We start from the raw sequence: 5216 nt of genomic DNA, 5'->3' as shown, positions 1-5216 counted from the left end.
TGTTCCTCATCATCTCCGGTTACGCCTTCTTCGCCTTTCTGATCAACCTCATTGGGGAGATCATCAAAGACCTTGAGGATGTTCCGGGCGATTCAGCTCAGGGATTTCGCACGATGGCGATCCAAGTCGGTGAAACGGGAACAAAGGTTATCCTCAGCTCTTTGATCGCCGCCATGCTCGTGTTGGTCGGAATGGTCTCGTACAAACTCTTGCGCAACGACATTGGGCCGTTGATCTACACTATCCTACTCGTTATCGTTCCGAGCGTATTGCTTTTGTACCAAGTCGTAACCGCTGAAAATCCCAATGACTACGGCCGTGCCAGCACACTCACCAAGATCATCATGCTCTTTGGAATCCTTTCGATGTGGGCCTTCAACCAACTGGCGTCGCTTTGAACAGGGCTGAATATCCACATAGGATCGTACTGGGATCGGGTTCTCCTCGCCGGCGCGAACTGCTGTCAGACCTGGGGTATACCTTTTCCATAAGGACCGCCGACATCGACGAAACACCTCCTCCGGGGCTCGAGGGGCGGCAAATCGCTGAGTTTTTGGCCAAGCACAAGGCCGAGCATATTGAAACGGCTCCCAACGAGGTCCTCATTACCTCCGATACCGTGGTCTGGCACAACGGTGCCAGCCTCGCAAAACCGGCAAACCGAAACGAGGCCATTGAAATGATCACGCAACTTAGTGGCGACACCCACCAAGTCATTACTGGTGTGTGCCTGCGGCACGATGAACATCTCCGCGTGTTTTCAGATGTTACGGAGGTAAAATTCAAAGACCTTTCGCGACCCGACATCGAATTCTATGTCGATAGTTACTACCCATTCGATAAAGCAGGAGCCTACGGCATTCAAGAGTGGATCGGCATGATCGGGATCGAATATATTCGCGGATCGTACTTTAACGTGGTCGGACTCCCCGTTGAAAAGCTCGATACGGCTCTGCTTGAACTCCTTTGACGAAATTCCGAACCAAGGGCTACATCCGGCCGTAGGCCGAAATAGTTCTTAGTTTTTAGGTCTTAGGGTTTAGTTGGTCGAAGGACTATGAACCATGGACTGTGGACTTTGAACTAATTAACCATTCAACTATTCAACCAATAAACATTAGAAGAAGCTAAGGCTAAAGCTAAACGCTTTAAACGAGCCCTACGGCTTTAAAACTCGCCTCCATTTTCTCATATGTGCGCTCGATGTCGTTGTCGAGTCCGACCGACATACGAACGAAACCGTCCGATAGCCCCATTTCGGCCATTTCTTCCTCCGAAATCTCTGAGCTGGTGCTTCCCCCTGGGTTGCTGAAAAGAGTTTTGAAGAAACCGAGGCTCACGGCGAGGTAGCCGATGTTCGAGTTTTGCATATGCTCCATCAGTTGGTACGATTTTGCCTCGGTACCGGCGTCGATCATAACCATGCCCCCAAAGCCGAACTCCTCGTTGTACAACTCTTTCATGAGCTCGTGTTGAGGGTGCGACTTCAATCCCGGATAAAACACTCGCAAGCCCAACTGCTCAAAACGCTCGGCCAAGTAGGCGGCGTTCTTGCTGTGTTGCTTCATTCGTATATGCAAGCTGTGCAGGTTCTTCAGCATACTGGCCGATCGTAAGCCATCGAGCACCGGCCCTAACAACATCGATGAACCGGCATTCACGTCCATCATTCCCGCTATCAGCTCTTTCTCACCACATGCCACTCCGCCCACCGCGTCACTGGTTCCGTTTATGAACTTCGTTAGAGAATGTACCGCAACATCGGCTCCCAGGGCTTTCGGACTCATGATCATCGGCGAAAAGGTGTTGTCCACCACCAGTTTGATCCCGTGTTCCTTGGCGATCTTGCTGAGCTCCGGCATATTGGCCACTTCGAGCAGAGGATTGCTGATAGCTTCGGTATAAAGAACCTTGGTGTTTTCGTTGATCGCCGCCCGAACCGCATCGAGATTCGTCATGTCCACAAAGTGCGTATTCACGCCGAATCGCGGTAAAAAGTTCTTCATGAAAGCGTATGTACCGCCGTACACCGTGCGCGCGCTAACGATCTCATCGCCTTTATGACACAAGTGCATCAGCACAGAGCTAATGGATCCCATTCCCGAGGCCGATACATGCGCCGCTTCGGTTCCTTCCATGGCCGCTAAAGCATCGCTCAGGTATTTGTTACTCGGATTGGTATGTCTTGAGTATAGATAGCACCCCTCCTTTTCGATCTCAAACAGTTCTTCCATGGTCTCCGCCTGGAGAAACGTGAAGGTGCTCGAATCAGTAATACTCGGATTAACGCCGCCAAACTCCCCGAAATTCTGAAGGTCGAGGATCTTTTCGGCCGGATCGTAATGGTTCATTTCGTTTCATTTTTGTGTAGTTCGGCAAACTTAAGGTTTTCGTACGTTTGGATTCCTATGGAAAAGTCACCTTCGCTGATAAAGGCGCTGATCCCCGTCATTTTTTTGATCGTACTGCTTGCGTACAACGTGATCTTCGTTTTTGGCGATGATGCATTGGCCGGCAGTAACCAGATCATTCTGCTCCTTGCGGCAGGCGTGGCAGCCGTAGTTGGCATCGCCGAGGGTATTCCCTGGAAAACCATGCGCGACGGCATTACGGCAAGTATCGCAAGTACCGTCCCAAGCTTGATATTGCTGCTGTTTATCGGAGCCCTGGCCGGAACTTGGCTCGTGAGCGGAATCATTCCGGCCATGATCTACTACGGACTCGATCTGCTTCATCCTTCAATATTCCTCGTGGCTTCCTGCCTCATCTGCGCAATCGTGAGCTTGGCCACCGGCAGCTCGTGGAGCACCATAGCTACGGTGGGAATCGCACTGCTGGGCATCGGAAAAGCCCTGGGCATTAGCGAAGCCGTGATCGGTGGCGCAGTGATCTCAGGGGCCTATTTTGGCGACAAGATCAGCCCGATGTCCGACACTACGAATCTGGCACCCGCCATGGCAGGAACCGATCTTTTTACGCATCTCCGGTACATGCTATACACTACAGTACCCAGCATTACCATTACGCTACTCATTTTCCTGATCATGGGCCTCAATAGCTCATCGAACGTAAGTATGGCCGACGCGAGCCTCATTCAAGACGAACTCGACGCCACCTTCAACATCAACGGTTGGCTGTTTTTGGTACCCATCACCGTGATCGCCATGATCGTCAAAAAGGTCCCTGCCATTCCGGCCCTCGTGATCGGGGTGCTCCTTGCCGCATTATTCGCCGTGATCTTCCAAGCCGATTTGATTCTCGGCCTCGCGGCCGGAAGTGGGGGTTTCGCCGCCTATTACACCGTAATCATGGACGCTATGGCCGTTTCGGTAGCTATACCCGCAGAGAATCCGTTGTTGGCCGATCTCCTTACCTCGGGCGGAATGTCCGGTATGATGAACACCATTTGGCTCATCGTCTGCGCCATGACTTTTGGGGGCGTAATGGAAAGCACGGGCTTTTTGGAAACCCTGAGTTCGGCTCTTATAAAACGGGCTAAATCAACTACCGCACTCGTGTCGACCACGGTCGCAACCTGCCTAACGCTGAACGTTACGGCCAGCGACCAATACCTGGCCATCGTAGTGCCCGGACGCATGTACGCCGATGTATTCAAGAAACGCGGATTGGCACCTCAAGTGCTGAGTCGAACGCTGGAAGATTCCGGAACGGTGACCTCCGTGTTAATACCCTGGAATACCTGTGGAGCCACTCAGGCAGCCATTTTAGGCGTCGCTACATTGAGCTATGCCCCCTTTACCTTCTTCTGTATATTAAGTCCGATCATGACCATCGTCTTTGCGGCATTCAACATCAAGATCGCTCGAATTCCTAAGGCCGATTCACTACCTTCGCACTAAACACCAAACCTTCGAAAATGGCTAAACTCGTCATCGTACGTCACGGACAATCGCAGTGGAATCTCGAGAACCGATTCACCGGTTGGGTCGATGTAGACCTTGCCCCAAAAGGAATTCAAGAAGCACATGCGGCCGGAGAAAAACTCAAAGGGTACACCTTCGATATGGCCTTTACTTCGGCATTGAAACGCGCACAGCACACCTTGGATATCATTCTGGATGAAATGGGTGTCAAATTGCCTATTACACGGAATGAGGCCCTCAATGAGCGCATGTACGGCGATCTGCAAGGCATGAACAAGGACGAAGCCCGTGAGAAATTCGGTGAAGAGCAGGTGCACATCTGGCGTCGTAGCTACGACACGCCACCTCCGGGAGGTGAATCATTGAAGCTCACGGCCGACCGCGTACTCCCCTACTTCGAAAAGGAGATCGTTCCTCAACTGAAGGCCGGTAAGAACATCATCATCGCCGCACACGGAAACTCGCTTCGTGCGTTGGTGATGTCGCTTGAAGACCTGACACCCGAGCAAATCCTCAAGACCGAGATTCCAACCGGAGCCCCTCGCCTTTACGAGCTCGATGAAAATTTGGAAGTAAAGAACGCCGAGTATCTGTAATGGTTATTGCCGTAGATTTTGATGGAACCATTGTCGAGGACCGCTATCCGGACATCGGCAAGGCCAAGCTGTTCGCCTTTGAAACGCTGAAAGAGCTTCAAAAGCGTCAGCATCAGTTGGTGTTGTGGACCTACCGCAGTGGCTCGCGCCTAGATGAAGCCGTGGAATTCTGCAAAAAGAACGGCATCGAGTTCTATGCCGTCAACCAAAGCTATCCCGAGGAACAATGGGATCCCCGCCAAAGCCGCAAGATCAACGCCGACTTGTTCATCGACGACCGCAATGTAGGCGGGTTCCCCGGCTGGGGCGAAGTACTTCAAATGATCACCGGGGAGGAAAAGAATCCCGAATTCGAAAGGGCTATGCGGGCCAAAAAAGGCGGTTTTTTGGGTGGGTTGTTTAAGAAGTAAGACCCTAAAGGATTTGCAGAAAAACGAAATACTCATTGACTAAGACTAAGTTACAGGTCTTTATAAAGAGTTGGGGGCATTCCCGAAAGTCTAAATTTCAATTCTTACTTTTGTTTTAATGGACAAAATTGGTGACATAGAAATAAGGGTTGTAGGTAAGTCGGGTAATATGAACCTAACACCAGCCAACTATGATATCAAGCATATTGCAAAATGTAGAAGACCTGAAGACTTCCCCGTTATGAGATAGTTCTAAACTATCAAATTCGATTCAATTTGTTGTACAGATTTACTCTGTTTGTATGACCAAGGACTCATTCCGTTGA

Annotated in this window: 6 protein-coding genes; 5 read left to right on the top strand and 1 reads right to left on the bottom strand. The window is 50.8% G+C overall.

Translation table 11 applies throughout. From position 1 onward, the window contains the following. A partial coding sequence (locus J4F31_11870) for a prenyltransferase (GenBank protein ID MCE2497255.1) occupies positions 1-398 on the top strand: 398 nt, incomplete at its 5' end. Beyond that, a complete protein-coding gene (gene maf, locus J4F31_11865; GenBank protein ID MCE2497254.1) occupies positions 395-970 on the top strand; it encodes a septum formation protein Maf in 576 nt (191 codons plus the stop codon). The genes J4F31_11870 and maf, both read left to right, overlap by 4 nt. A 178-nt stretch (positions 971-1148) precedes the next feature. On the opposite strand, the gene J4F31_11860 is transcribed toward maf, so the two are convergent. After that, positions 1149-2351, bottom strand: coding sequence for an aminotransferase class I/II-fold pyridoxal phosphate-dependent enzyme (locus tag J4F31_11860; GenBank protein MCE2497253.1), 1203 nt, complete (start codon positions 2349-2351; stop codon positions 1149-1151). 57 nt (positions 2352-2408) lie between these two features. Here J4F31_11860 and nhaC point away from each other — a divergent pair, with 57 nt between their 5' ends. Genes nhaC through J4F31_11845 form a run of 3 tightly spaced genes read left to right on the top strand, consistent with a single transcriptional unit; the run spans position 2409 to position 4890 of the window. Next, on the top strand, positions 2409-3860 hold the full coding sequence (nhaC, locus tag J4F31_11855) for a Na+/H+ antiporter NhaC (protein MCE2497252.1): 1452 nt from the start codon (positions 2409-2411) through the stop codon (positions 3858-3860). Positions 3861-3877: 17 nt separating this feature from the next. Then, entirely contained in the window at positions 3878-4480 is a 603-nt protein-coding gene (locus J4F31_11850; GenBank protein MCE2497251.1) for a 2,3-diphosphoglycerate-dependent phosphoglycerate mutase, read from the top strand. Then, on the top strand, positions 4480-4890 hold the full coding sequence (locus J4F31_11845; GenBank protein ID MCE2497250.1) for a hydrolase: 411 nt from the start codon (positions 4480-4482) through the stop codon (positions 4888-4890). Before J4F31_11850 ends, J4F31_11845 begins: the two co-directional genes overlap by 1 nt. Positions 4891-5216 lie beyond the last annotated feature (326 nt).

It is taken from the genome of Flavobacteriales bacterium (assembly GCA_021296215.1).
Taxonomy (GTDB): Bacteria; Bacteroidota; Bacteroidia; order Flavobacteriales; family ECT2AJA-044; genus ECT2AJA-044.
The sequence above is the reverse complement of the archived record's forward strand: the minus strand, read 5'-3'. Positions and strand labels throughout refer to the sequence as shown.

Excerpts from the sequence above, each read along its gene's own strand:
- J4F31_11850 (MCE2497251.1), top strand. The coding sequence starts at position 3,878 with ATGGCTAAACTCGTCATCGTACGTCACGGACAATCGCAGTGGAATCTC.
- J4F31_11860 (MCE2497253.1), bottom strand. The coding sequence starts at position 2,351 with ATGAACCATTACGATCCGGCCGAAAAGATCCTCGACCTTCAGAATTTC.
- nhaC (MCE2497252.1), top strand. The coding sequence starts at position 2,409 with ATGGAAAAGTCACCTTCGCTGATAAAGGCGCTGATCCCCGTCATTTTT.
- J4F31_11845 (MCE2497250.1), top strand. The coding sequence starts at position 4,480 with ATGGTTATTGCCGTAGATTTTGATGGAACCATTGTCGAGGACCGCTAT.